The organism is Mycobacterium sp. (genome assembly GCF_046095365.1).
Classification (GTDB): domain Bacteria; phylum Actinomycetota; class Actinomycetes; order Mycobacteriales; family Mycobacteriaceae; genus Mycobacterium.
In genome coordinates, this window is record NZ_JBJTJF010000023.1 from 1 (window position 1) to 24,443 (window position 24,443).

Genomic DNA, 24,443 nt, shown 5'->3' on the forward strand with positions numbered 1-24,443 from the left:
TGGATGCTGGTGTGCTGGCCGATCCCGCCGGATCCGCTCGGGTCGGCGGGACACCTCGCCGAACTCGGCGGCCTGGCCTCGCGCGCAGAACTGCTGGCGGCCTACCGGGACGCCGGGGGGCGCGGCACGGCCCACCTTGACTGGTACCTGGCATTGGCCTGCCTTAAGCTCGGCGTCGTGATCGAGGGCACCTGGGCGCGCCACCTGGCCGGCCGGGCGAGCCGCGAGGCGGGGGAGCGCCTGCACGCCTCCGCGGTCACGCTGATGGGCCTGGGGCGTTCGGTGGCCGCCGGCGACGGACCGTTCGGCTGACGCTGATTGCGCAAGGAAGGCCCCTTCGGTGCGTCAGCGCCGGGTGTCGCAGGTGCACTGCTGGGCTTTGGGGACCTCGCTCATCACCTGTTCGGCGTGCTGGCCGCAGCCGTCCCAGGTGGTCTTGTGGCAGCGCGGGCATTGAACTTGGTAGCACATGTTTTTCTCCTCCTGGGTCGGTGAGGGTACGCCGTGGCGGCTTCGCTATTCCGTCGAGATTGCACTGACGCGGCCGAAGTGCGGGTCAGGCCCTGCGTGGCGGCAATCTCGGCGCGTCCGGTTCTTGCCAGTACCCCCATGGGTATGACTATCATGGGTCCAACATACCCCCTTGGGTATCTGAACCGGAACGGAATCGCCCCGCCCATGATCGCCCTGACTGTCGCCCTGGCCGTCTTCGTCGGCATCTCGCTGGGCCTGCTCGGCGGCGGCGGTTCGATCCTGACGGTGCCGCTGCTGGCCTACGTCGCGGGGCTTGAGCCCAAGCCGGCCATCGCCACCTCGCTGCTGGTGGTCGGGGTGACCAGCGCGGTCGGGGCGATCACCCACGCCCGGGCCGGACGGGTGCGCTGGCGGGTCGCGGCGGTCTTCGGCGCCGCGGCCATGACAGGCGCCTACGTCGGCGGGCGGCTGGCCCACTTCGTGCCCGGCAACGTCCTGCTGATCGCCTTTTCGCTCATCATGATCGCCGCCGCCGTCGCTATGCTGCGCGGCCGCCGCGACGTCACCGACGAGTCGGCCGGGCCCCTTCCGGTCGCCAAGATCGTGCTGCAGGGCGCCACGGTGGGCATGATCAGCGGACTGGTCGGCGCCGGCGGCGGCTTTCTGCTGGTGCCCGCCCTGGCCCTGCTCGGCGGGCTGCCGATGCCGGTGGCCGTCGGCACCTCCCTGGTGGTGATCTCCATGCAGTCCTTCGCCGGGTTCGCCGGGCACCTGTCCGGGGCGGCCATCGACTGGAAACTCGCCGGCATGGTGACCGCCGCGGCGGTGGTCGGCAGTGTCATCGGCGGCCGGCTGACCACCTACATCGAGGCGGCCACCCTGCGCAAGGCGTTCGGCTGGTTCGTGCTCGCCATGGCCGCGCTGGTCGTGGCCGAAGAGGCCAACATCTGGCTGGGAGTAGCCGTCGCCATCGTCGCCGCCATCGCCGGCGGGATGGCGTTCATGTGCGCCCACTACGCGCGCTGCCCGCTGCGCAAGATCCTCGTCGACCCGGGGGCGGCACCCCGGCGGATACCCCTGTCGCAAACATAGACTCCAGAATCGAAAGGAAGGTGGCCATGGTCGGGGACGAAACCGCCATCAACGACGTGCTCAACCGGCTGCGCCGGGCGCAGGGGCAGCTGGCCGGCGTCATCTCGATGATCGAGCAGGGCCGCGAGTGCAAGGACATCGTGACCCAACTGGCCGCGGTGTCCCGCGCGCTGGACCGGGCCGGCTTCAAGATCGTGGCGACCGGGCTGCGGGAGTGCGTGCTGGGGGAGTCGGCCGACGGCAAGACGCCGATGACCGAGGCCGAACTGGAGAAGCTGTTCCTGTCGCTGGCCTGACGGGGCGGCTTCACAACGGCCGCAGCACAATCGGCATCCCGTCGAGGGGAAGCGGCATGCCGGCGTGGTCGTAGTGCGGCCGGTATCCGGGGTGCGGTAGTTCCAGCCGGTAGTTGCGCAGGATCCGATGCATGATCGTCTTGATCTCCAACTGGCCGAACACCATGCCGATGCACTTGTGTGCGCCGCCGCCGAACGGGGCGAAGGCGTAACGGTGCCGCTTGTGCTCCGAGCGCGGCTCGGCGAACCGGGCCGGATCGAATCTCTCCGGGTGATCCCACAACTCGGGCAGCCGGTGGTTCATCCCGGGCCAGAGCGTGACGTTGGTGCCGGCCGGAACGTAGTGACCCTGGATCTCGGTGTCGCGCACGGCCTGGCGAACGCTGAACGGCAGCGGGGTGACCATCCGCAGCGCCTCGTTGATCACCAGGTCGAAGGTCTCCAGCTTGTCCAGGGCGTCGATGTCGAGCGGGCCGTCGCCGATGCGGTCGCTCTCCTCGCGGCACCGCTCCTGCCAGTGCGGGCTGGCGGCCAGGTGGTGGGCGATGGTGGTCAGCGTCGAGGTCGAGGTGTCGTGGGCGGCCATCATCACGAAAATCATGTGCCCGACGATGTCGGCATCGGTGAAGCGGTTCCCGTCGTCGTCGGTGGTGTGGCACAGCACGGTGAGCATGTCGGTGCCCTGCGCGCGTCGCTGCTCGACGACCCGCTCGGCGAAGTACTCCTCGAGCACCTTGCGGGCCTGCAGGCCGCGCCACCACTTGAACGGCGGGACCGCGGTGCGGATGATCGCGCCGCCGGAGCGGGTGGTGGTGTTGTAGGCCTCCTTGATCCGAGTCACCAGTTCGTGGTCGATGCCGGGCTCGTGACCCATGAAGACCACCGAGGCGATGTCGAGGGTGAGTTCCTTGACCGCCGGCGAGAACAGGAAACGACGGTCGTTGACCGGCCAGTCCCGCCCGACCACGTCGGCGGCGACCCGGTCGATGTGCTCGACGTACCCCGACAGCCGGGTGCGGGTGAACGCCTCCTGCATGATCCGCCGGTGGTGCATGTGCTCGTCGGCGTCCATCAGCAGCAGGCCGCCCTTGAAGAACGGCCCGATGATCGTCTGCCAGGCCACCGTGGAGAAGTCCTTGTTGCGGTTGGTGAACACCTCCTGGGTCGCGTCAGGTCCCAGAGCGCCGACGGCTCTGAGGCCCGGCATCTCGCTGTAGTAGACCGGGCCGTGCTTGCGGTACATCTGCAGGATGTAGTCGGGCCCGCCCCGGAAGATCTCGATCATGTGGCCCAGCAGGGGAAGCCCGTGGTCGCCGAGCACCGGTTTGAGGCCGCTGCCGGCGGGCGGTTCGGCGAAGACGAACTGCGGCCAGTCCTGCCTGCGCAACCGGTCGTCGACCACTCCCAGACCCGGGATGGTGTTCAGCGTCGGAGTGAGCTTGCGGCGCGCCCTGTCCAGAAGGTAGCGCTGCGTGTTGATGGTCGGCATCGACTTCTCCCTGCGGGTCTCACCGGCGGTGACGCCATTTTTCCGACCAGAGTTGACGCCTGTCAAGTTTCCTTCAGGGCGTGGCGTGGTGCATGGTGAACGGGTGAGCGCTACCCGCCAGGCGGACCCTGAGCCGACCGAGGCGCCACGCCGCCGCGGCGACCGTCAGCGCCACGCGATCGTGCAGGCGGTGCGCGAACTGCTGACCGAGAAGCCGTTCGCCGAACTGTCCGTGAGCACCATCAGCGACCGGGCCGGCGTGGCGCGTTCGGGTTTCTACTTCTACTTCGAGTCCAAGTACGCGGTGCTCGCGCACATCCTCGGCGACGTCGCCGGCGAACTCGAGGACCTCACCGGGGACTTCGCCCCCCGCGGCGACGACGAGACCCCCGCCGAGTTCGCCAAACGGATGATCGGCAGCGCAGCCGTGGTCTATGCCCACAACGACCCGGTGATGTCGGCGTGCAACCTCGCCCGCGGCACCGACGCCGAGATCCGCGAAATCCTGGACCGGTACAACGATCTCGTCATCGACCAGATCGTGCCGGTGGTCGAGGCCGAGATCGGCAACGGCACCGCCGACCCGGTCACCGACGACGTCCGCGGCCTGGTGCGGATCCTGGTCGGCGCCACCGCGATGACGCTGTCGGGGGAGAGCATGTTCACCGGGCCCGATCGCGATCTCCCCCGCGCGGTCGCGGTGCTGGAGAAGCTGTGGCTGCGTTCGCTCTGGGGCGGCAAGGCCGACGGGGCATGACCTACACCTTCACCGGCAGGCGGGTGCTGGTCACCGGCGCGGCCAGCGGCATCGGCCGGGCCATCGCGCTGCGGCTGGCCCGCGACGGCGCGCAGCTGTATCTCACCGACGTCAACGCCGACGGTCTGGCCGACACCGTCGCGGCGGCGCAGGTGGCCGGCGCGCAGGTGGCCGAACACCGGGCGCTGGACATCACCGACTTCGACGCCGTCAGCGACTTCGCCGCCGACGTCCACGCCCGCCACCCCGCGATGGACGCCGTGATGAACATCGCCGGAATCTCGGCCTGGGGAACCGTCGACCGGCTGACCCACCAGCACTGGCGGTCGATGGTCGAGGTGAACCTGATGGGCCCGATCCACGTCATCGAGGCCTTCGTCCCGCCGATGGTCGCCGCCGGTCGCGGCGGGCGGCTGGTCAACGTCTCCTCGGCCGCCGGGATCGTCCCGCTGCCCTGGCATGCCGCCTACAGCGCCAGCAAGTACGGGCTGCGCGGGTTGTCCGAGGTGCTGCGCTTCGACCTGGCCAAACACCGCATCGGGGTGTCGGTGGCGGTCCCCGGCGCGGTCAACACGCCGCTGGTGCAGACGGTGCAGATCGCCGGGGTGGACCGCGACGACCCGCAGGTGCAGCGCTGGGTGCGCCGGTTCGCCGGGCATGCGGTGTCCCCGGAGCGGGCGGCAGAGAAGATCCTGGCCGGGGTGGCCCGCAACCGGTTCCTGATCTACACCTCGCCGGACATCCGGGCGCTGTACGCGTTCAAGCGGCTGGCGCCCTGGCCGTTCGCCGTGGTGATGAAGCCGGTGAACGTGTTGTTCAGCCGTGCCCTGCGGCCCCGCGGCGAGGGCGTGCGTGCCCTGCCGCCGGAAGCCGGATAGCCGCCGCTGTCGGTGGCCGCTGGTAGACAGATCCGGCCGGCGGGTTGTGACGTGCGACACGCCGGGCGCGCCGCCCCGCGGGGGCTCACGACCAGGGAATTTCACAATTGTTATTCGGAATATGTAGTACCTACGCGGTTTGTCAGCCACTAGGTGTAGTGTTTGCACAGCCGGTGGGCCCGCGGATCGCGGGTCCGCCGGGACCATCAGAACGCCTGTCGAGGAGCCCCATCGCATGACGATCACCGTCTACACCAAGCCGGCCTGCGTCCAGTGCAACGCCACCTACAAGGCCCTCGACAAGCAGGGTCTGGAATACGAGATCGTGGACATCACCGAGGTCCCGGAGGCCCGGGACTACGTGATGGCACTGGGCTACCTGCAGGCCCCGGTGGTGGTCGCCGGCGGTGAGCACTGGTCGGGGTTCCGGCCCGACCGCATCAAGGCCCTCGCGGGCGCCGGCGGTGCCGCCGGGTCCGACGCCTCCGCCGTCAGCGCCTGAGTCCGATGAACCCGGACGGCGGCTCGCTCGGGGCAGGCCCGGTGCGGGTGGTCTACTTCTCCAGCGTCTCGGAGAACACCCACCGATTCGTCCAGAAGCTCGGCCTGCCCGCCGTCCGGATCCCGCTGCACGGCCGCATCGAGGTGGACGAGCCCTACGTCCTGATCCTGCCCACCTACGGCGGCGGCCGGGCCAACGGCCCGGATCCCGACGCGGGCGGCTACGTGCCCAAGCAGGTCATCGCGTTTCTGAACGACGAGCACAACCGATCGCTGATCCGCGGCGTGATCGCGGCCGGCAACACCAACTTCGGCGCCGAGTTCTGCTACGCGGGCAATGTGGTGTCCCGCAAGTGCGGGGTGCCGTTTCTCTACCGATTCGAACTCATGGGAACCACCGACGACGTTTTCGCCGTGCGCGAGGGCTTAGCTCAATTCTGGGCTCAATTCTGGAAGGATCAAGACACGTGCCACCGACCGTCACTGCTGCAGAGCCGGTAACCCAGACCTCCGCGCATGCCACCGCGCATGCGCTGCCGGGGGAGACGGATTACCACGCGCTCAACGCGATGCTCAACCTGTACGGGCCCGATGGCGGGATCCAGTTCGACAAGGACGTGCTCGCCGCCCGGCAGTACTTCCTCGAGCACGTCAACCAGAACACCGTCTTCTTCCACAACTACGACGAGAAGCTCGACTACCTGATCCGCGAGAACTATTACGAACGTGAGGTTCTCGACCAGTACTCGCGCAATTTCGTCAAGACGCTGGTGGACCGGGCGTATGCCAAGAAGTTCCGGTTCCCGACGTTCCTGGGCGCGTTCAAGTACTACACCTCCTACACACTGAAGACCTTCGACGGCAAGCGCTACCTGGAGCGCTTCGAAGACCGCGTGGTCATGGTCGCGCTGACCCTGGCGGCGGGGGACACCGCACTGGCGGAGCAGCTGGTCGACGAGATCATCGACGGCCGGTTCCAGCCGGCCACCCCGACGTTCCTCAACTCCGGCAAGGCCCAGCGCGGCGAGCCGGTCAGCTGCTTCCTCGTTCGTATCGAGGACAACATGGAGTCCATCGGGCGTTCGATCAACTCCGCGCTGCAGCTGTCCAAGCGCGGCGGCGGAGTTGCGTTGCTGCTCAGCAATATCCGCGAGCACGGCGCGCCGATCAAGAACATCGAGAACCAGAGCTCCGGGGTCATCCCGATCATGAAGCTGCTGGAGGACTCGTTCTCCTACGCCAACCAGCTCGGTGCCCGGCAGGGTGCCGGGGCGGTCTACCTGCACGCCCATCACCCGGATATCTACCGGTTCCTGGACACCAAGCGGGAGAACGCCGACGAGAAGATCCGGATCAAGACGCTGTCGCTCGGCGTGGTGATCCCGGACATCACCTTCGAGCTGGCCAAGCGCAACGAGGACATGTACCTGTTCTCGCCGTATGACGTCGAGCGCGTCTACGGGGTGCCGTTCGCCGACATCTCGGTCACCGAGAAGTATTACGAGATGGTCGACGACGCCCGCATCCGCAAGCACAAGATCAAGGCTCGCGAGTTCTTCCAGACGCTGGCCGAGTTGCAGTTCGAGTCGGGCTACCCCTACATCATGTTCGAGGACACGGTGAACCGGGCCAACCCCATCGACGGCAAGATCACCCACTCCAATCTGTGCTCGGAGATCTTGCAGGTCTCCACGCCCTCGACGTTCAACGAGGACCTGTCCTACTCCCGGGTGGGCAAGGACATCTCGTGCAACCTCGGTTCGCTCAACATCGCCAAGGCGATGGACTCGCCGGACTTCGCCCAGACCATCGAGGTGGCAATCCGGGCGCTGACCGCGGTCAGCGACCAGACCCACATCACCTCGGTGCCCTCGATCGAGAAGGGCAACAGCGAAGCCCACGCGATCGGCCTCGGGCAGATGAACCTGCACGGCTACCTGGCCCGCGAGCGGATCTTCTACGGCTCCGACGAGGGCATCGACTTCACCAACATCTACTTCTACACCGTGCTCTACCACGCGCTGCGGGCGTCGAACAAGATCGCCATCGAGCGAGGGGAGACCTTCGCCGGATTCGAGAAGTCGAAGTACGCCAGTGGTGAGTTCTTCGACAAGTACACCGAGGGTGTCTGGGAGCCGGCAACCGACAAGGTGCGGAAGATCTTCTCCGACGCCGGGATTCGCATCCCTGATCAGGACGACTGGAAGCGCCTGAAGGAGTCGGTGCGCAAAAACGGCATCTACAACCAGAACCTGCAGGCGGTGCCGCCGACCGGGTCGATCTCCTACATCAACCACTCGACGTCGTCGATCCACCCGATCGCCGCGAAGGTCGAGATCCGCAAGGAGGGCAAGATCGGCCGGGTCTACTACCCGGCGCCGTATATGACCAACGACAACCTGGAGTACTACCAGGACGCGTATGAGATCGGCTACGAGAAGATCATCGACACCTACGCCGCGGCCACCCAGCACGTGGACCAGGGTCTGAGCCTGACGCTGTTCTTCAAGGACACCGCCAACACCCGCGATGTGAACAAGGCGCAGATCTACGCCTGGCGCAAAGGCATCAAGACGCTGTACTACATCCGGCTGCGCCAGATGGCGCTGGAGGGCACCGAGGTCGAGGGCTGCGTCTCCTGCATGCTCTGATGCAGCCGACTGCATAGAGGACTGCGGGTGTCAACGGTTCTGTCGGTCAACCTGGCCCGCGCCCTCGCCACACTCGGCAGTGGCGGCAGGGTCATCCGGACCGGGATCGCCAAGGCCGCGGTGACGGAGGCTGTGTCGGTGCGGGCGCCGGGTCCGCCCCGTGATGGTGTGTGCAGCGGACTGGTCGGCGACACGATCGGAAACCGGAAACTCCACGGTGGCGACGACCAGGCGGTCTACGCCTACGCCCGGGAGGATCTGGATTACTGGGAGGCCCGCCTGGATCGGTCGTTGGCCCACGGGGCATTCGGTGAGAACCTCACCACGCTCGGCGTGGACGTGACCAATGCCCGCATCGGAGAGCGCTGGCGCGTCGGCGCCGACGGTCTTCTGCTGGAAGTATCCGCGCCGCGAACGCCTTGTCGCACCTTCGCCGCGTTCCTCGACGTGAACCGCTGGATCAAGACCTTCACCGAGGCCGCCAGGCCGGGCGCCTACCTACGTGTGCTGTCCCCGGGAACCGTTCGAGCCGGCGACGCGGTCTCCGTCGAGCACCACCCCGAACACGACGTCACCATCGAACTCGCCTTCCGCGCAAAGATGTCCGAGCCCGACCTGCTGCCTCGGCTTCTGGCCGCCGACGCGCTATCGGCGGAGTGGAGGGACTACGCGAGCCGACGGTGACGGCGGTGATGTGGGTGCGTGCGGCCGCGCAGGCGGCCTGCGCGTCGGTGTCGAGCAGTCCCACGAGGTAACCGCCGGAACTGTACAGGCCCGCACTGACGCGCTTCCACGTCATCGGACCCGCCGCGTTCCGTAGCCAGTCGGCGAGTGGCCGCACCGGGTTGCCGCCGTCGCCGGCGAGCACCGCGACCGGCGTCCGGGCGGCACCGTGGCGCCAGCCGGTCAGAAACCGCCGGCCGTAAGAATCCGCGACTCAGAAGTTGTGCAGCGGCCCTTCGGCTTTGCGGTAGGCCATCTTCAGTAGCGTGTTGCGGAAGGTCGCGTTGTCCATCAGCTTGACGCCCACCCCGGCCAGCGCCGGGTTGCCGGCCACCTTGTGGAAGTAGCGCCCGCGCCGGTACTCCTTGCCCCAGGCCGCCTGCATGCGCTGGGCGTAGTTGGTGAAGTCGTCGGGTCCGCTGTTCTCCAGCGCGGCTATCGCGCACTCGCCGGCGGCCAGTCCGGACTCCAGCGCCTTGGAGATTCCCGCCCCTGAGGTCGGCCGGCCCGCTCCCAGCGAGTCGCCGGCGAACAGCACCCCGGGCCGCCACGGCGGCCAGGCGGTGAAGCCCATCGGCAGCCGCCAGGCCCGCACGCTCTTGTTCTTCTTCAGCTCCTCGATGGAGGGCAGCTCCCACTCCCGCGGCAGGGTGCCCAGGAACTCGCCGAGGAACTGGGTGGCATTGATGGACTGCCAGTTCTGGTAGCTGTTGATGTAGCCCAGACCGATGTTGACCCGGCCGCCGCCCATCGGGAACACCCACGCGTAGCCGGGCAGCTGGTCACCCTGGAACTGCAGCTTGAGGTAGATGTCGAGACTGTCCGAGTCGGGCTTGTTGGCGTCCATCTCGGCGCGGATGGCGATCGCGGTGTAGCCGTTGTACTCCGAGTCCAGGTTCAGCGCCCGCTTGATCGGCGAGTAGGCGCCGTCGGCGGCGATCACCGCGTCGCCGAAGACCTGTTCGCCGCTTTTGAGCGTGACGCCGACGACCCGGCCCCGTTCGACGATGGGTCCGGCCACCTCCGCGCCCTGCCGCACCACCGCGCCGGCCTTCTCGGCATGTTCGAGCAGCATGGTGTCCAGCGCCGTGCGGCTCACGGTGGCGCCGTGGTCGGGCATTCCGGGGCGCCGCGGAAAGGACAGTTCCCAGCGCGACGGCGTGAACACCGTGACCCGGTTGACCCGGTGGAAGCCGGACACCTGGTCAGCGAGGCCCATCTTCTGCAGGTAGCTGACCCCGCGGGCGGTCAGGCCGTCGCCGCAGGGCTTGTCGCGCGGGAAGGTGGCCTTGTCCAGGACGACGACCTTGGCGCCGATCTGGGCGGCCTGCCAGGCGGCCGCCGACCCCGACGGGCCGCCGCCGGCAATCACCAGATCGAATCGCTCGGTCACGCTTTCTGATGCTAGTCGGACAGGGCATCAGGACTGAACTTGAGACCGTCCCCGGACCCGCCGCGGCAGTAGAGTGCTGTGGGTGCGCAACATTCCGGTGGCGCTGGCCGGGGCGAAGTCCGCGAAGGTCGATGCCCGCAGCGAGCGCTGGCGCGAGCACCGCAAGAAAGTCCGCGCCGAGATCGTCGACGCCGCCTTCCGGGCGATCGACCGCGACGGCCCCCAGGTCAGCCTCAACGAGATCGCCGCGGAGGCCGGAACCGCCAAACCCAAGATCTACCGGCACTTCAACGACAAGGCCGACCTGTTCGCCGCGATCGGCAAGCGGCTGCGCGACATGCTGGTGGCGGCCATCTTCCCGACCATCGACCTGGCCACCGACCCCACCCGTGAGGTGGTGCGACGCTGCGTCGCGGAGTACGTCAACCTCGTCGAACAGCACCCCAACGTGCTGCGCTTCGTCCTGCAGGGCCGATTCCCGGAGCCGGCCGAGTCCACCACCCGCGGGTTCAGCGAGGGCCGCGAGATCACCCTGGCGATCGCCGACATGTTCAACAACGAGCTGCAGGACCTGCACCTGGAGCCGGCAAGTCTCGAGCTGGCGGCCACGGCCGCCTTCGGGTCGGCGTCCTCGGCCACCGACTGGTGGCTGGGACCCGATCCGGACAACCCGCCCCGGATGCCGACCGGCACCTTCGTCGCCCATCTGACCACGGTCATGCTGGGCACCATCCAGGGCATCGCCGACCTGCTCAACATCGACCTCGACCCCGACCTGCCGCTGCGCGGCGCCACCCCCCGCGAAGCCGCGGTGGGCTGAAGCGGGCGTGTCCGGCCGCGACACGCCGGGACACAACCGGTTGTGCTGACCCTGGTTGTCGGACACCACGGGTAGTGTTTGGGGAGTCGTCCGGAACGCCGGCCGATGTGGTGTCGGCCGCAAGTGAAGTGGGGTTCGCAGTGAGCGATGGACTGAAGCTGATCGACCGGGCGTCGGCGATCAACTGGAACCGCGTCACCGACGAGAAGGACGCCGAGGTCTGGGACCGGCTGACCGGCAACTTCTGGCTGCCCGAGAAGGTGCCGGTGTCCAACGACATCCCGTCGTGGAACACCCTGACCGACCACGAGAAGCAACTCACCATGCGGGTGTTCACCGGGCTGACACTGCTGGACACCATCCAAGGCACCGTCGGCGCGGTCAGCCTGATCCCCGACGCGGTGACCCCGCACGAGCAGGCCGTGCTGACCAACATCGCGTTCATGGAGTCCGTGCACGCCAAGAGTTACAGCAACATCTTCTCCACGCTGTGCTCCTCGACGGAGATCGACGAAGTGTTCCGCTGGTCGGAGGAGAACCCGAACCTGCAGCGCAAGGCGCACATCGTGATGGACTACTACCGCGGTGACGATCCGCTCAAGCGCAAGGTGGCCTCCACGCTGCTGGAGAGTTTCCTGTTCTACTCCGGCTTCTACCTGCCGATGTACTGGTCGAGCCGGGCCAAGCTGACCAACACCGCCGACATGATCCGGCTGATCATCCGCGACGAGGCCGTGCACGGCTACTACATCGGCTACAAGTTCCAGCGTGCGCTGGCCGAGCAGTCCGAGGCTCGCAAGCAGGAACTCAAGGACTACACCTACGAGCTGCTCTTCGAGCTCTACGACAACGAGACCGAGTACGCCCAGGACCTCTACGACAGCGTGGGCCTGACCGAGGACGTCAAGAAGTTCTTGCGCTACAACGCCAACAAGGCGCTGATGAACCTCGGCTACGAGGCGCTGTTCCCGCGCGACGAGACCGACGTCAACCCGGCGATCCTGTCGGCACTGTCGCCCAACGCCGACGAGAACCACGACTTCTTCTCCGGGTCGGGCAGTTCCTATGTGATCGGCAAGGCCGTGGTGACCGAGGACGAGGACTGGGACTTCTAGACGTCCCGGGTTAACGCCCGGTGAAAACGCTGGCGTGCCGGGGCCCCAGAGGCGAGACTGGGTGACATGTCCGCAGATTCGCTCGGCCACCGAGTTCTCGAATGGTTGCGTGCCGGGTATCCCAACGGGGTGCCCGGGCCCGACCGCGTCCCCATGCTGTCCCTGCTGCGCAACACCCCGCTGAGCGAGGACGAGGTGAGGCGGGTGGTGCGCGAGATCGTCGCCGAGGAGTCGCGCGCCGAGCCGGGCCACCGGATCGACCGCGACGAGATCGAACAGTTCATCGAGGGAGTGGCACACCACCCCGGCAATCCCGAAGACATCCGGCGGGTTGCGGCCAAGCTGGCGGCGGCGGGCTGGCCCCTCGAGGCGTTCGACACCTAGGCGTCCGACAGCGGGGTCCGGCGTTCCGCCGGCTCACGCGCCGCGCAGCGACTCGCAGTCGATCACGAACCGGTACCGGACGTCGCTGGCCACCACCCGCTCGTAGGCCTCGTTGATGTAGTCCGGTTCGATCACCTCGATCTCGGGTGCGACACCGTGCTCCGCGCAGTAGTCGAGCATCTCCTGGGTCTCCGGAATGCCGCCGATCGCCGAACCGGTGATACTGCGCCGCATGCCCAGCAGCGCGAAAGACGGCACCACCAAGGGGTTTTCGGGCAGGCCGAGTTCGACGAACACGCCGTCGAGGTCCAGCATCCCCAGAAATCGGCCCAGATCCAGGTCGGCCGACACGGTGTTGAGGATGACGTCGAAGGAGTTGCGCAGCTTCTTGAAGGTGTCCCGGTCGCTGGTGGCGTGGTAGTGACTGGCCCCCAGGCGAAGTCCGTCCTCCATCTTCTTCAGCGACTGGGAGAGCACCGTCACCTCGGCGCCCATCGCCGCGCCCAGCTTGACGGCCATATGCCCCAGCCCGCCCAGTCCGACCACTCCGACCCGGCTGCCCGGCCCGACGTTCCAGTGCCGCAACGGGGAGTAGGTGGTGATCCCTGCGCACAGCAGCGGGGCGGCGGCGTCCAACGCCAGGGCGTCGGGGATGTGCAGCACGTAGTTCTCGTCGACGACGATGCTGCCGCTGTATCCGCCATAGGTGGGCTGGCCGTCGCGGCCCACCGCGTTGTAGGTTCCGGTCATGCCGCCGCCGGTGCAGTACTGCTCAAGCCCGGCCCTGCAGTTGTCGCAGTCGCGGCAGGAGTCGACGAAGCAGCCCACCCCGACCCGGTCGCCGACCTTGAAACCGGTGACGTCCGAGCCGATTTCGGTGACGATGCCCGCGATCTCGTGCCCCGGCACCACCGGATAGCGGGGCCGGCCCCACTCCGCGCGCACGGTGTGGATGTCGGAGTGGCAGATCCCGGCGAAGTGGATGTCGAAGCGCACATCACGCGGACCGGCATCACGGCGGGTGATGGTGGTCGCGGTTAGCGGCTCGGTGGCCGAGGTGGCGGCGTAGGCGGCAACGGTGCTCATGGCCCCCACACTAGGCAACGGGGCTACCTGCCCGCGCGACCGGATGGGCCGCGCGGGCGAGGAAGCGGGCCGTCACCGGCCCGAGCGTCTAGACGACCAGGAACGGGTTGAAGTAGTCGACCTCGGCCCGATCCGGGTTCGGGACGAAGGCCGGGAACAGCGGGATCTCGCCGAAGATCGTCTGGATCGTGAAGGCGTTGATGTCGAAGCCGGCCTGGGGGATCACCGCGTCCGCATAGCCCAGGCCATTGGGGAAGTAGGTGAAGGTCATCGTCGTACCGACCGGGGGAATATCGCCCGGGCCGAGTCCGACCTTGCCCGAGGTGACGTTGGTGACCAGCAGGGCCTTGCTGTTGACACCCACGAACGACCACTGCGACGTCACGTCGGCGTCGATGGTGCCGATCACGGTGCCGGTGAAGTCCTTGACCTCGAACTGCTGATAGCCCTGGTATTGCACGTCCCTGGGCGGCAGTCCGTTGATGCCCGCCGGAATGAAGTCGGAGGTCGCGACGTAGGTCTTGCCGCCGACCCCGGACAGCTTGATCGCGGGCTCCTTGGAGGTGTTGAGCAGCATCACGGGGATGGTCACATTCCCCGACGGGGTGAGCAGCTTGGTCGTGGTCACGTCGCCACTGCCGTAGGACACCGGGCTCGACGAGTAGATCAGGTTGAAGTCGTCGGAGCCGAAGTAGATGACGTTGTAGACGGTGCCGACCGGCGGGATCTGGCCGGCGTCGGTGCCGACGTTGATCCCGTCGTTGGCGGTGACCAGAATCGCCTGGGTGTAGAGACCGATCACGTCGGCGGTGGTGGTGAACTCACCGTCGAAGCTGCCGACCGAGTTGCCGTCCGAGTCGACCAGGTCGAACTTCTGCACGCCCTGCACGGCCGAGAAGAGCGGCAGCACGCCGGCCGACCCGGTGAGAACCTCGGCGTCGGGATCGGAGGGGGCGATGCTGAAGCCGTTGCCCAGGTCGACCGGCCGGTTGTCGAAGGTGTGGTCGGCGATGCCCTTGGAGGCGTCGAACGGCATCGGCAGTCTGATGCTTCCGAACGGTGTCTGCAGTTTGAAGGTGACCTTGTCCCCGGTCGGCGAGGGCATGGCCGCGTAGGACAACGCGAACGGCCCGACCGTCCAGGTGGAGATCAGGGATCCGACCGGCGGAGTCTGCCCGGCGCCGGTTCCGACGTTGACCCCGTCGTTGTCGGTGACGAGCATCGACACGTACCTGGTGCCGACCGACGTCGGGTCCCCCTGGCTGACCAGGGCGTCGAACCGGCCCAGCTTCTCCTGGGTCTTCGGGTCGACGAGCTGGTACTTCTGCGCTCCCTGGAGGGAGTTCGGCAACCCCGGCAGGCTGGTCCACCGGCCGTAGAAGGTGTAGACGGTCTCGGTGTCCGTCGGCACGACGTTGTAGCCGTCGAGCACCAGTGCCGGCTTGGCGGCCGCCTTGGCCGAACTGTTCGCACTCGGTGCGGTGGCACCCGCCGCCGCGGTGGACATCGCCAGAGCGAGCTGTGCTGCGGCGTTGAGGTTTTCAGCCAGGCCCGCGGCGGGGCCCGGGGTGATACCGGGGGCCTGGACCATCACGCTGGGTTCGGCGGGAGTCGGCGTGGGGAGGACGACCCCGGCCAGGGTGATCTCCCGGTCCGCCCCGGTCGCGGGTGGCTCCGGCGTCGCCGTGCTGCCGGCCGGGGTGGCCGACTCGGACTCGGTCGCGGCGGCGGGCGCCGGAACGGAGGTCAGGGCGGCGTCGGCCGAGGGTGCCGATGGGAGGTCGACGGTCGCGGCCGAGGGTGCCTGCGGGGCCGGTACCGCGGCCGCGGACTTGCGGGCCTTGGCCGCGGCGCGCTTGGCGGCGGCGGTCAGCTTGCCTCTGCGGGCAGTGGCCGGCCCGGGGTCGGTCGCGGCGGCCGCCGAGGCCGAATCCGAACCTGACGGGCGGGTCGAGTCGGTGTCCGGCGCCGGGGCGGCTGCCGCCGCGATCCTGGCGGCGCGGGCCGCGGCACCGCGGGCCGGCTTGGCCGGCCCGGTGTCACTGGCGGACGGGCCGGATGTGCCCGGGGCAGAGGTGTCAGCCGTCGCGGTCGCGCAGTTCGTCAGAACCGCCGCGCCCACCCCCAACGCCAGGGCCAGGCCGCCGACACGTCCGATGTAGTTAGAAGAACTCACTGTATTTCCCCTGACAGGTTTCACGGTTTTCCTATCCGACAAGTGCCGAAGCTTAGCAGAAGCTGAGCGTAACCAAAGAATGCTGAGAGGCGCGGCGAGTCCGTCTCGCCATGGGGCGCGTGCCGAACCGCGGCTTCGGGTCCGGGCACTAGCTTTTCTTTCCCGAGAGGCTGTAGGCGTCGTAGACGTACCCCAGGTCGGCCCGGATCCGGTCGGGGCTCAGTCCGAACCGATCCGGCGAATGCTTGTGCTTGCTCTGGTAGGACCGCTGCTTCTCGGCTTGCGCGCGAACCTCGGCCCGGAATGCCTCGGTGGGCTCGATCTCCAGGAACTCGATGATCCGATCGATGGTCGGCTCGAGGTTCTCCAGCAGGTCGCTGTAGCGGACCACGCACAGGTTGCGATCGGGGATCAGACCGGCCGACTGCGCCTCGTGGAAGGTGTTGAGCATGTCGCAGGAGGCTTCGTAGAGGTTCTCGATCCAGCGCTGCTGGTCCTCGGGAGTGGTCTTGTCCCACATGCCGTAACCGTTTTCGAGCACGCCTGCGATCAGCGACATCCCGGAGGGGATCACCTCGACCGGGTCGCGGATGATGTACACCAGCTTGCAATCCGGGTAGCGCTTGAGCACCTCCGGGAGCCGGAAGGTCAGCATGCTCGTCTTCGCCAGTATGCGACCGGCGTTCTTGTAGGCGAGGTTCCGGCGCCAGCAGGCCTCGTAGTAGCCGAAGAAACGCTCCCGCTCGCGCTCGGTGACACCGTCGATCCCGAACTCGTGGCGGGACAGCTCGCTGCCCCACTTGTCCTGCCAGGCAAGGAAATACGCCCAGGCGAAAGGTCCGTCCATGGTGCGGAAGAACCACGCGACGTCATCGGTCTCGATGCCGCGGAGGCTGGTGTCGTGGACGTCGGAGGGGTGGTAACGCGCGGGCGAGAGCCGGTCGAAACGCGGGACGATGCGGCCGAGCAACTTGCGGGCGGTGATCGCCGGGAAGAGCATCTCCCACAACTCGAAGGCGGCCATGTCGCCGGCGCCCAGCAGCAGGCGGTGCAGGAAGGTGGTGCCGCTGCGCGGGTTGCCGATGATGAAGATGGGCCGGTCGATCGGCTTCTTGCGGTAACCCGGGAAGAACACGTTGTCCAAGCCCATGGTCACAGCCGAAATCGCCTGCCGCACCTGCAGAACCAGGAACGTGCCCAGCGGGCGCAACTGGAACCCGAAGGTCTTGTTGATCACCCGGTAGAGCCGCGCGTAGTGGCTCACTAGCTCTCCCACTCCGCGGCGGCGGCGACGATGGTGAAGCCGGCCGCGGCGGAGGCGATGACGATCTTGTCGCCCGGGTGCACGCTGCCCTGCTTGAAGCGGTGGTCCAGGGCCAGCGCCCACGAGGTGCTCGCGGTGTTGCCATACATCGAGTGGGTGAAGATACCCGCCTGCGGGCGGGCCCCGATCTTGGCCAAGACCCGCTCCACCGAGGACTCGCTGGGCTGGTGGAAGGCATAGTGGGCGACGTCCTCGGCCGACCAGCCGGCATTGTCGAGCAGCCGGTTGAGCTCGGGTACGACGTTGACTCCCAACGCGAACAGTTCCTTGGACTTCGACTCGAAGTGGCCGTTCACCGAGGCCCGGCAGAGATCCCAGTTATCGCTGAGCGTCTTGTGCGCGAAGCCGGCCAGGCGTGCCCCGCCCGGCGCCAACCGCTCCCGGGTGACGAGCATGGCGGCGGCGGCGTTCCCCAGGGTGAGGCCTGCAACGTTGATCGCCAGGTCCTCCAGGTTCTGGATGTCGTAGGTGACGCGGTCACGGGTGACCTCGCCGGCGCAGACGAGCGCGGTCTGGATCTCCGGGTGCAGGGCGAAGTACGCGGAGACCGTGTGCAGCGCCTCGACCAGGCCCGCGCAGGCGCAGGTGACGTCGAAGGCATGCAGCGGCCTGGCGCCGATCCGGCCGGCCACCTCGGCCGCGGTCGCCGGCTCGAACCACTCGCGGGCGATCCCGCCGTAGACCAGCAGGTCGACGTCGGTCGCGGCCACGCCGTTCTGCTTGAGGCAGGACAGCGCCGCCTCGGCGGCGAACTCGCCCGGCGGCATCAGCTTGTCCACCTCGAGATAGCGCACTTTGGTGTTGCAGCGGTCGAAGACGTAGCGGATGCCCATCTCGATCATCGGCCACTCGGCGGTCGGGCCCCGGAAGGAGTCCCGCACCCGGGCGATGACGTCCTCGTTGTCGAGTTCGCCGTCGGCGAGAACGGTGGCCGGCCGCGAGAGGTAAAGACGGGGAAGGTTCATGGGATCTGCCTCTCTTGTCCGATGCTCAGTTTAAGCTCAGCACATTCTAATATAAAATCTCGCTCATCTGAACCATCGCCAAAGTCGCAGGTCGCGTTACCCGACCGGACGGCCACCGCCCCCCGCGGTCAGTTGATGGGCGCGTTGAGCCAGCGCAGGTCGTCGATGATCCCGCGGGCGGCGACGATGCCCTGCCCGGTCTGCCAGACCTCGTTGTTGACCACGAAGACGCGGTTGTCCCGGTTGGCCGACAGCGCGCGCCAGGCCGGTCCGTCCAGCAGTGCGGGCGCGCGTTCCCTGGCGGCAGCCGACGCGAACGACAGGTAGACGATGTCGCCGTCGGCCGCCGAGAGGTCGGCCTGGCCGATGTCGATCTCCAGGTAGGGCTTGTCGGTGAATCGCTGCGCGGCCGGCCGGTCCACGCCGACGGCGGCGAGCACACTGGCCGGGAAGTTGTCGGCCCCCCACACCCGCAGCGTCGAGTCGGTGAGCTGGACCACCGAGGCCTGGAAGTGGGCGGCGTCGTTGGCCTCGCCGGCCGTCCTGGCCTGCTCGGCGAACCCACCGACCAGGTCCTCGGCGGCGCGCAGGCGCCCGGTGGCCGCCCCCACCAGCTTCAGGTCGTCCTGCCAGCGCGCCGCGGGGGCGTCGGTGAACACCGTCGGTGCGATCGCCGCCAGCGCGGGGTAGGAGTCCGGGGTCAGCGTCTGGGAGCCCAGGATCAGGTCGGGCCTGGCCGCTGCGATCGCGGCCAGGTCCGGTGCGCTGCGGGTTCCGGCGGCCGGCAGATCGTGGACCGTGGTGCCCAGGTAGGAGGGCTGGGTGTCGGATCCGTCCGGAAGCGCCGCGGCGACGATCCGCGACTGCAGTCCCAGCGCGCACAATCCGTCGAGCTCGTCTGCGGCGAGTACGACGATGCGTTGGGGGTCCGGGGGCGGCGTCGTCTCGCCGGCGGCGTGCCGCACCGGCCCGGCCGGCCCGTCCGGGCGTGCCGGTTCGGGCGCGCAGGACTCGTCGGGGCGGCGCTGGTTGCCCAGGACCCCGGCCGAGGCGATCTTGGTGGTGCTGGTCGCGACGGTACTGCCCGGGGCTCCCGCCGGAGCCGTTGCGCCCGGCTCGGCGGGCTGTGAGCACCCGCCGGCCGCGAGGGAAACGACCGAGGCCACGGCCAGGCCGGGGAAAACGGCGCGCAGCTGCACCCCGCGACGGTAACACCCGGCCCCGGTAAAACCCCGCTGACCTGCCCTTCGGCGCCTGTCAGGGGTGGCCGCGACGCGAATTACGACAGAATGTAGGACCGGACCCTCGCGGGGGCTGGATTGGCGATAGGATTCGCCGTAGGTTTCACACCGGAACAGTCTCGTTTCGATGGTTGGAGGATCTTGTGACAGCCGTAGTCCCTCGCGGAGAACTAGAGGCCCGTCGCCCCGTCCCGCCCCCCTCGGGGCCCAAGGGCAACCTGCTCTACAAGATCATCACCACCACCGATCACAAGCTGATCGGCATCATGTACATGGTCGCCTGCTTCACCTTCTTCGCGATGGGTGGCCTGATGGCGCTGTTCATCCGCGCCGAGCTGGCGGTGCCCGGTCTGCAGTTCCTGTCCAACGAGCAGTACAACCAGCTCTTCACCATGCACGGCACGGCGATGCTGCTGTTCTACGCCACCCCGATCGTTTTCGGTTTCGCCAACCTCGTGCTGCCGCTTCAGATCGGCGCCCCCGACGTCGCGTTCCCGAGGCTCAACGCACTGTCGTTGTGGCTGTTCATCTTCGGCGCGCTGATCGCGCTGGCCGGCTTCATCACCCCCGGCGGCGCCGCCGACTTCGGCTGGACGGTCTACACCCCGCTGTCCGACGCGGTGCACACCCCCGGCGCCGGAGGTGACCTGTGGATCCTGGGCATCGCGGTCGGCGGCCTGGGCACCATCCTGGGCGGGGTCAACAGGATCACCACCGTCGTCTGCATGCGCTGCCCGGGCACGAACAGGTGCCGGATGCCGCTCGTCCCCGGGCACAGCGTCGGCACCGCGCCCCTGGTGCTGATGGTCGTCCCGCTGCTGCCCGCGGCCCCGTTCGGCCGGGCCGCCGACCGCCGGCTCGGCGCGCACATCTACGACCCGGCCAACGGCGGCGTCCTGCTCTGGCAGCACCTGTTCTGGTACTTCGGCCATCCCGAGGTCTACATCCTCGCGCTGCCGTTCTTCGGCATCGTCAGCGAGATCTTCCCGGTGTTCTCCCGCAAGCCGGTGTTCGGCTACTCGACGCTGGTCTACGCCACCATCGCGATCGCCGCCCTGTCGGTGGCGGTGTGGGCGCACCACATGTACGTCACCGGAGCGGTGCTGCTGCCGTTCTTCTCGTTCATGACGTTCCTGATCGCAGTGCCCACCGGCATCAAATTCTTCAACTGGATCGGCACGATGTGGAAGGGCCGATTGACGTTCGAGTCACCGATGCTGTTCTCCTACGGGTTCCTGGTGGTGTTCCTGTGCGGCGGCCTCTCCGGTGTGCTGCTGGCCAGCCCGCCGCTGGACTTCCACGTCAGCGACAGCTACTTCGTGATCGCCCACTTCCACTACGTGCTGTTCGGCGTGATCGTGTTCGCCACCTACGCGGGCATCTACTTCTGGTTCCCGAAGATGACCGGCCGGATCCTCGACGAGCGCCTGGCCAAGGTGCACTTCTGGCTGACCATGATCGGCTTCAACCTGACGTTCCTGGTGCAGCACTGGCTCGGTGACGAGGGCATGCCCCGCCGGTACGCCGACTACCTGCCCACCGACGGCTTCACCACGCTGAACATCGTCTCCTCGATCGGCGCGGCCATCCTCGGTGTCTCGCTGCTGCCGTTCTTCTTCAACGTGTTCAAAAGCTGGCGCTACGGCGAGGTGGTCACTGTCGACGACCCCTGGGGCCACGGCAACTCGCTGGAGTGGGCGACCTCCTGCCCGCCGCCGCGGCACAACTTCACCTCGCTGCCCAACATCCGTTCGGAGCGTCCGGCCTTCGAGCTGCACTATCCGCACATGGTCGATCGGATGCGGGCCGAAGCTCACGGCGGCCGGCACTTCGGCAAACGGCCCGTGGCGGCCGCGCTCGGGTTCGACGCCACCCAGAAGGCTGAGTTCGAGCCGGCCAAGCGCCCGCTGTTCGACCGGCGGCCCGGCCGGACCGACAGCGACGGCGACACCTAATTCCGGGCGGCCCCTGGCTGTGCCGACATGACCGCACCGGGCGGCCCCGGCAATGCCGACCTGACCGCTGACAAGGTGCCGGTGCTGATCACCGTGACCGGGGTCGACCGTCCGGGGGTCACCTCCGCCCTGTTCCACGTGCTCGCCGCGCACGATGTCGAGCTTCTCAACGTCGAACAGGTCGTGGTCCGGGACCGACTGACCCTCGGCGTGCTGGTGTCCGCCGGTGCGGCCGCGGGTGACTGCCTGCGCCGTGAGGTCACCGAGGCCGTCGAGGCGATGGGGCTCGACGTCAGCGTCGAGCCCAGCGACGGAGCCGACGTCATCCCCGATCCGTCCACCCACACCATCATCGTGCTGGGCAGGCCGATCACCGCCGCGGCGTTCGGCGCGGTGGCACGTGCGGCCGCCGCGCTCGGGGTCAACATCGACTTCATCCGCGGCGTGTCGGACTACCCGGTGACCGGCTTGGAGTTGCGGGTTTCCGTGCCGCCCGGCCTGGACGACCAGTTGCAGGCCGCCCTGGCCCGCGTCGGCGCGGCCCAGGGTGTCGACGTCGCCGTCGAGCGCTACACCCTGGAGCGGCGCAACAAGCGGCTGATCGTCTTCGACGTGGACTCCACCCTGATTCAGGGCGAGGTCATCGAGATGCTCGCCGAGCGGGCCGGTGCCGGACAGGCGGTCGCGGCCATCACCGACGCGGCCATGCGCGGGGAGATCGACTTCGCGCAGTCCCTGCACCAGCGGGTGGCCACCCTGGCCGGGCTGCCGGCCGAGGTGGTCGAGGAGGTCGCCGACCAGGTTGAGCTGACGCCCGGCGCGCGGACCACCATCCGGACGTTGCGCCGACTGGGTTTTCACTGCGGGGTTGTGTCGGGCGGGTTCCGTCAGGTGATCGAACCGCTGGCGCACGAACTCATGCTGGACTTCGTCGCCGCCAACGAACTGGAGGTCGTCGACGGACGTCTGACCGGTCAGGTGGTGGGCCCGATCATCGACCGGGCCGGAAAAGCCAAGGCGCTCAGGGACTTCGCCACCCAGGCCGGGGTGCCTATGGAGCAGACGGTGGCGGTCGGTGACGGCGCCAACGACATCGACATGCTCACCGCCGCCGGGCTGGGCGTGGCGTTCAACGCCAAACCCGCGTTGCGCGAGGTCGCCGACGCCTCCCTGAATCATCCCTATCTGGACACCGTGTTGTTCATTCTCGGTGTCACCCGGGCGGAGATCGAGGCCGCGGATGCCCTGGACGGTCTGGTGAGCCGGGTCGAGATTCCGCCGGAGTAGGGATGCGGCACGATAGTCGGATGGCCGAGCTGCCGGTGGACGTCGAATCCGCCGAGGGGGACCTCATGATCGACTTCCGCGGAGTCCGGCTGCGCCGCGGCGGCCGGCTGCTGGTCGGTCCGGTGGACTGGCAGGTCGAGCTGGACGAGCGGTGGGTGGTGATCGGGCCCAACGGCGCGGGCAAGACCTCGCTGCTGCGGATCGCGGCGGCCATGGAGTATCCGTCCGGCGGCACCGCCACCGTCCTGGGGGAGAGGCTCGGCCGGGTGGACATGGCGGAGTTGCGCCAGCGGGTGGGGTTGAGCAGTGCCGTGCTGGCGCAGCGGATTCCCGACGGCGAAGTGGTTCGAGACGTGGTCGTCTCCGCGGGCTACGCGGTGCTTGGCCGATGGCGTGAGCAGTACGACGAGGTGGACTACGTGCGCGCGGTGGACACCCTGGAGAGTGTGGGCGCCGAGCATCTGGCCGACCGAACCTACGGCACCCTCTCGGAAGGCGAACGCAAGCGGGTGCTGATCGCCCGGGCGCTGATGACCGACCCGGAACTGCTGTTGCTCGACGAGCCGGCCGCCGGCCTGGACCTCGGTGGGCGGGAGGAGCTGGTGGCCCGGCTGGCCGATCTGGCGGCCGACCCCGACTCGCCGGCGCTGGTGCTGGTGACCCACCACGTCGAGGAGATTCCGCCCGGGTTCAGTCACTGCCTGATCCTCTCCGAGGGCCGGGTCGTGGCGGCGGGCCTGCTGCAGGATGTGATGACGGCGGAGAACCTCTCGGCGGCCTTCGGGCAGTCGATCGCCGTGGACACCATCGAGGGCCGCTACTTCGCCCGCCGCGCGCGCAGCCGCGCGGCCCACCGGAGGCGCTCGTGAGTGAACCGCTGGAGGTCCGTCCGGCGGCCACGGTGATGCTGGTGCGCGACACGGCCGACGGAATCTCGGTGTTCCTGATGCGCCGGCATGCCGCGATGGAGTTCGCCGCCGGGATGACGGTGTTCCCCGGCGGGGGCGTGGACGACCGCGACCGCGACGCCGGCCTGGTCGGTAACCGGGCCTGGTACGGACCCGAACCGGCCTGGTGGGCCGGACGTTTCGGCATCGAAGCCGACCTTGCCGAGGCCCTGGTGTGCGCGGCGGCGCGGGAGACCTTCGAAGAGTCCGGGGTGCTGTTCGCCGGGCCCTCCGACGATCCCGACAACATCGTCGCCGACGCGTCGGTCTACCGGCGCGAGCGCTCGGCCCTTGAGGACCGCAGCCTGTCCTTCGGCGACTTCCTGCGAACCGAGAACCTGGTGCTGCGCGCCGATCTGCTGCGGCCGTGGTCCAACTGGGTCACCCCGAAGGAGGAGCGCACCCGGCGCTACGACACCTATTTCTTCGTCGGCGCGCTGCCCGAGGGCCAGCGAGCCGACGGGCTCAACACCGAGTCCGACCAGGCGGGCTGGGCCCGTCCCGAGGCGGCCATCTCCGACTTCGCCGACGGTCGCGCCCTGTTGCTCCCGCCGACCTGGAGCCAACTCGATTCGCTGACCGGCCGATCGGTGGCCGACGTGCTCGCACTGGAGCGCCAGATCTCCAGGGTGCAGCCGAAACTCACTGTGCACAAGGACAATTGGGAGATCGAGTTCTTCGACTCCGACCGCTACAACCAGGCCCGCCGCCGCGCCCTGAGCCGGGGCGGGGAGGCACCGAGATGAATGAGTTCATCAGCGTCCACGTCAGCGAGCAACAACCCGGAATCGGGGCGCTGGTGCTGGACCGCGAGCCCACCAACGCCTTGACCCGGCAGGCCTACCGGGAGTTGGCCGCCGCGGCCGAGGAGGTCTCCGGCCGCGACGAC

At 68.2% G+C, this 24,443-nt stretch carries 23 protein-coding genes and 1 pseudogene; 16 read left to right on the forward strand and 8 right to left on the reverse strand.

The window, feature by feature from the left end; translation table 11 throughout:
• Positions 1–312 (forward strand): annotated as a pseudogene (locus tag ACKOQ4_RS01845) (phosphotransferase family protein); the annotation flags it as partial.
• A gap of 33 nt (positions 313–345) precedes the next feature.
• On the opposite strand, the gene ACKOQ4_RS01850 reads toward ACKOQ4_RS01845, so the two are convergent.
• Complete coding sequence (locus ACKOQ4_RS01850) at positions 346–471, reverse strand: DUF8730 family Cys-rich protein (protein WP_526288255.1); 126 nt, start codon at positions 469–471, stop codon at positions 346–348.
• Between the two features lie 207 nt (positions 472–678).
• Between ACKOQ4_RS01850 and ACKOQ4_RS01855 the strand changes: the two genes are divergently transcribed.
• The gene (locus ACKOQ4_RS01855; protein ID WP_526288257.1) at positions 679–1,566 is read left to right on the forward strand and encodes a sulfite exporter TauE/SafE family protein; all 888 of its coding nucleotides are present in this window, start codon (positions 679–681) and stop codon (positions 1,564–1,566) included.
• Positions 1,567–1,592: 26 nt separating this feature from the next.
• Positions 1,593–1,862, forward strand: coding sequence for a metal-sensitive transcriptional regulator (locus ACKOQ4_RS01860; protein WP_526288259.1), 270 nt, complete (start codon positions 1,593–1,595; stop codon positions 1,860–1,862).
• A gap of 10 nt (positions 1,863–1,872) precedes the next feature.
• Here ACKOQ4_RS01860 and ACKOQ4_RS01865 read toward each other — a convergent pair whose 3' ends face one another.
• On the reverse strand, positions 1,873–3,351 hold the full coding sequence (locus ACKOQ4_RS01865; protein ID WP_526288261.1) for a cytochrome P450: 1,479 nt from the start codon (positions 3,349–3,351) through the stop codon (positions 1,873–1,875).
• A 103-nt stretch (positions 3,352–3,454) separates the two neighbouring features.
• Here ACKOQ4_RS01865 and ACKOQ4_RS01870 point away from each other — a divergent pair, with 103 nt between their 5' ends.
• From ACKOQ4_RS01870 to ACKOQ4_RS01895, 6 genes are all read left to right on the forward strand, one after another.
• On the forward strand, positions 3,455–4,108 hold the full coding sequence (locus tag ACKOQ4_RS01870; protein WP_526288263.1) for a TetR/AcrR family transcriptional regulator: 654 nt from the start codon (positions 3,455–3,457) through the stop codon (positions 4,106–4,108).
• Positions 4,105–4,986 carry an SDR family oxidoreductase gene (locus tag ACKOQ4_RS01875; RefSeq protein ID WP_526288265.1) on the forward strand — a complete coding sequence of 294 codons (882 nt, stop codon included), beginning with the start codon at positions 4,105–4,107 and terminating at the stop codon, positions 4,984–4,986. The genes ACKOQ4_RS01870 and ACKOQ4_RS01875 overlap by 4 nt, the downstream gene beginning before the upstream one ends.
• A gap of 235 nt (positions 4,987–5,221) precedes the next feature.
• A complete protein-coding gene (locus ACKOQ4_RS01880) occupies positions 5,222–5,488 on the forward strand; it encodes a redoxin NrdH (protein WP_526288267.1) in 267 nt (88 codons plus the stop codon).
• Between the two features lie 5 nt (positions 5,489–5,493).
• Positions 5,494–5,988, forward strand: coding sequence for a class Ib ribonucleoside-diphosphate reductase assembly flavoprotein NrdI (nrdI, locus tag ACKOQ4_RS01885; RefSeq protein ID WP_526288269.1), 495 nt, complete (start codon positions 5,494–5,496; stop codon positions 5,986–5,988).
• Entirely contained in the window at positions 5,955–8,138 is a 2,184-nt protein-coding gene (nrdE, locus tag ACKOQ4_RS01890; protein WP_526288271.1) for a class 1b ribonucleoside-diphosphate reductase subunit alpha, read from the forward strand. Before nrdI ends, nrdE begins: the two co-directional genes overlap by 34 nt.
• Before the next feature lie 27 nt (positions 8,139–8,165).
• Positions 8,166–8,822 carry an MOSC domain-containing protein gene (locus tag ACKOQ4_RS01895; protein ID WP_526288273.1) on the forward strand — a complete coding sequence of 219 codons (657 nt, stop codon included), beginning with the start codon at positions 8,166–8,168 and terminating at the stop codon, positions 8,820–8,822.
• A gap of 253 nt (positions 8,823–9,075) precedes the next feature.
• Here ACKOQ4_RS01895 and ACKOQ4_RS01900 read toward each other — a convergent pair whose 3' ends face one another.
• Complete coding sequence (locus ACKOQ4_RS01900) at positions 9,076–10,254, reverse strand: geranylgeranyl reductase family protein (protein WP_526288275.1); 1,179 nt, start codon at positions 10,252–10,254, stop codon at positions 9,076–9,078.
• Between the two features lie 82 nt (positions 10,255–10,336).
• Here ACKOQ4_RS01900 and ACKOQ4_RS01905 point away from each other — a divergent pair, with 82 nt between their 5' ends.
• The 3 genes from ACKOQ4_RS01905 to ACKOQ4_RS01915 all read left to right on the forward strand — a co-directional run bounded on the left by ACKOQ4_RS01905 (position 10,337) and on the right by ACKOQ4_RS01915 (position 12,573).
• Complete coding sequence (locus tag ACKOQ4_RS01905) at positions 10,337–11,074, forward strand: TetR/AcrR family transcriptional regulator (RefSeq protein ID WP_526288277.1); 738 nt, start codon at positions 10,337–10,339, stop codon at positions 11,072–11,074.
• Between the two features lie 140 nt (positions 11,075–11,214).
• The gene (gene nrdF, locus ACKOQ4_RS01910; protein ID WP_526288279.1) at positions 11,215–12,189 is read left to right on the forward strand and encodes a class 1b ribonucleoside-diphosphate reductase subunit beta; all 975 of its coding nucleotides are present in this window, start codon (positions 11,215–11,217) and stop codon (positions 12,187–12,189) included.
• A gap of 66 nt (positions 12,190–12,255) precedes the next feature.
• Positions 12,256–12,573 carry a DUF3349 domain-containing protein gene (locus tag ACKOQ4_RS01915; protein ID WP_526288281.1) on the forward strand — a complete coding sequence of 106 codons (318 nt, stop codon included), beginning with the start codon at positions 12,256–12,258 and terminating at the stop codon, positions 12,571–12,573.
• A 33-nt stretch (positions 12,574–12,606) separates the two neighbouring features.
• On the opposite strand, the gene ACKOQ4_RS01920 is transcribed toward ACKOQ4_RS01915, so the two are convergent.
• From ACKOQ4_RS01920 to ACKOQ4_RS01940, 5 genes are all read right to left on the reverse strand, one after another.
• On the reverse strand, positions 12,607–13,659 hold the full coding sequence (locus ACKOQ4_RS01920; protein ID WP_526288283.1) for an NAD(P)-dependent alcohol dehydrogenase: 1,053 nt from the start codon (positions 13,657–13,659) through the stop codon (positions 12,607–12,609).
• 88 nt (positions 13,660–13,747) lie between these two features.
• Positions 13,748–15,835 carry a hypothetical protein gene (locus ACKOQ4_RS01925; RefSeq protein WP_526288285.1) on the reverse strand — a complete coding sequence of 696 codons (2,088 nt, stop codon included), beginning with the start codon at positions 15,833–15,835 and terminating at the stop codon, positions 13,748–13,750.
• Between the two features lie 148 nt (positions 15,836–15,983).
• On the reverse strand, positions 15,984–17,099 hold the full coding sequence (locus tag ACKOQ4_RS01930; protein WP_526288287.1) for a sulfotransferase: 1,116 nt from the start codon (positions 17,097–17,099) through the stop codon (positions 15,984–15,986).
• Positions 17,099–18,124, reverse strand: a complete 1,026-nt coding sequence (locus ACKOQ4_RS01935) for a 3-oxoacyl-ACP synthase III family protein (RefSeq protein WP_526288289.1) — start codon at positions 18,122–18,124, stop codon at positions 17,099–17,101. The genes ACKOQ4_RS01930 and ACKOQ4_RS01935 overlap by 1 nt, the downstream gene beginning before the upstream one ends.
• A gap of 128 nt (positions 18,125–18,252) precedes the next feature.
• Positions 18,253–19,323, reverse strand: coding sequence for an iron-siderophore ABC transporter substrate-binding protein (locus ACKOQ4_RS01940; RefSeq protein ID WP_526288291.1), 1,071 nt, complete (start codon positions 19,321–19,323; stop codon positions 18,253–18,255).
• A 185-nt stretch (positions 19,324–19,508) separates the two neighbouring features.
• Between ACKOQ4_RS01940 and ctaD the strand changes: the two genes are divergently transcribed.
• The 4 genes from ctaD to ACKOQ4_RS01960 are packed head-to-tail and all read left to right on the forward strand — an operon-like array spanning position 19,509 to position 24,300.
• The gene (ctaD, locus tag ACKOQ4_RS01945) at positions 19,509–21,320 is read left to right on the forward strand and encodes an aa3-type cytochrome oxidase subunit I (RefSeq protein WP_526288293.1); all 1,812 of its coding nucleotides are present in this window, start codon (positions 19,509–19,511) and stop codon (positions 21,318–21,320) included.
• 27 nt (positions 21,321–21,347) lie between these two features.
• A complete protein-coding gene (gene serB, locus ACKOQ4_RS01950) occupies positions 21,348–22,607 on the forward strand; it encodes a phosphoserine phosphatase SerB (protein WP_526288295.1) in 1,260 nt (419 codons plus the stop codon).
• Between the two features lie 2 nt (positions 22,608–22,609).
• On the forward strand, positions 22,610–23,476 hold the full coding sequence (locus ACKOQ4_RS01955) for an ABC transporter ATP-binding protein (RefSeq protein ID WP_526288297.1): 867 nt from the start codon (positions 22,610–22,612) through the stop codon (positions 23,474–23,476).
• Between the two features lie 35 nt (positions 23,477–23,511).
• A complete protein-coding gene (locus ACKOQ4_RS01960) occupies positions 23,512–24,300 on the forward strand; it encodes an NUDIX hydrolase (protein WP_526288299.1) in 789 nt (262 codons plus the stop codon).
• The last annotated feature ends 143 nt before the right edge of the window (positions 24,301–24,443 follow it).

Coding starts and splice junctions, on each gene's coding strand:
- ACKOQ4_RS01850 (WP_526288255.1), bottom strand. CDS start 471: ATGTGCTACCAAGTTCAATGCCCGCGCTGCCACAAGACCACCTGGGAC.
- ACKOQ4_RS01855 (WP_526288257.1), top strand. CDS start 679: ATGATCGCCCTGACTGTCGCCCTGGCCGTCTTCGTCGGCATCTCGCTG.
- ACKOQ4_RS01860 (WP_526288259.1), top strand. CDS start 1,593: ATGGTCGGGGACGAAACCGCCATCAACGACGTGCTCAACCGGCTGCGC.
- ACKOQ4_RS01865 (WP_526288261.1), bottom strand. CDS start 3,351: ATGCCGACCATCAACACGCAGCGCTACCTTCTGGACAGGGCGCGCCGC.
- ACKOQ4_RS01875 (WP_526288265.1), top strand. CDS start 4,105: ATGACCTACACCTTCACCGGCAGGCGGGTGCTGGTCACCGGCGCGGCC.
- ACKOQ4_RS01880 (WP_526288267.1), top strand. CDS start 5,222: ATGACGATCACCGTCTACACCAAGCCGGCCTGCGTCCAGTGCAACGCC.
- nrdI (WP_526288269.1), top strand. CDS start 5,494: ATGAACCCGGACGGCGGCTCGCTCGGGGCAGGCCCGGTGCGGGTGGTC.
- ACKOQ4_RS01915 (WP_526288281.1), top strand. CDS start 12,256: ATGTCCGCAGATTCGCTCGGCCACCGAGTTCTCGAATGGTTGCGTGCC.
- ACKOQ4_RS01920 (WP_526288283.1), bottom strand. CDS start 13,659: ATGAGCACCGTTGCCGCCTACGCCGCCACCTCGGCCACCGAGCCGCTA.
- ACKOQ4_RS01935 (WP_526288289.1), bottom strand. CDS start 18,124: ATGAACCTTCCCCGTCTTTACCTCTCGCGGCCGGCCACCGTTCTCGCC.
- serB (WP_526288295.1), top strand. CDS start 21,348: ATGACCGCACCGGGCGGCCCCGGCAATGCCGACCTGACCGCTGACAAG.
- ACKOQ4_RS01955 (WP_526288297.1), top strand. CDS start 22,610: ATGCGGCACGATAGTCGGATGGCCGAGCTGCCGGTGGACGTCGAATCC.
- ACKOQ4_RS01960 (WP_526288299.1), top strand. CDS start 23,512: ATGCTGGTGCGCGACACGGCCGACGGAATCTCGGTGTTCCTGATGCGC.